The sequence below is a fragment of the Halomonas sp. SIMBA_159 genome (assembly GCF_046536035.1).
Classification (GTDB): domain Bacteria; phylum Pseudomonadota; class Gammaproteobacteria; order Pseudomonadales; family Halomonadaceae; genus Vreelandella; species Vreelandella venusta_A.
The window spans coordinates 1-249 of sequence record NZ_JAWJBT010001189.1; the positions used below are offsets into that span (position 1 = coordinate 1).

At 35.7% G+C, this 249-nt stretch carries 1 protein-coding gene; it reads left to right on the top strand.

Annotated features, from left to right (window positions below):
- Positions 1-249 (top strand): hypothetical protein (locus R0J87_RS23020; RefSeq protein ID WP_498889264.1); only part of this gene is annotated, 249 nt, incomplete at both ends.

Consider the following 249-nt stretch of genomic DNA (forward strand, 5'->3'; position numbering starts at 1 on the left):
CTTTCTAATTTACCTATTGAATTAAAAGCAAAGTCGATTGAACATAGCCAAGTAAGCTCTATCGCAACTCCTCCGCTGGAAAAAACTGCTTCAACTAACGTAGCATTTGTTACAAAAATCGATAAGAAAGATTTAACAAAGTACGAGCTTTCTAGTATTTCTGATGATGAAGTTTGGGGAGTGATAATAGAGCCGAACTTTTTTTATGGCCTTCATCAAATTCATGGTACTAGACCACTGGTGAGTTAT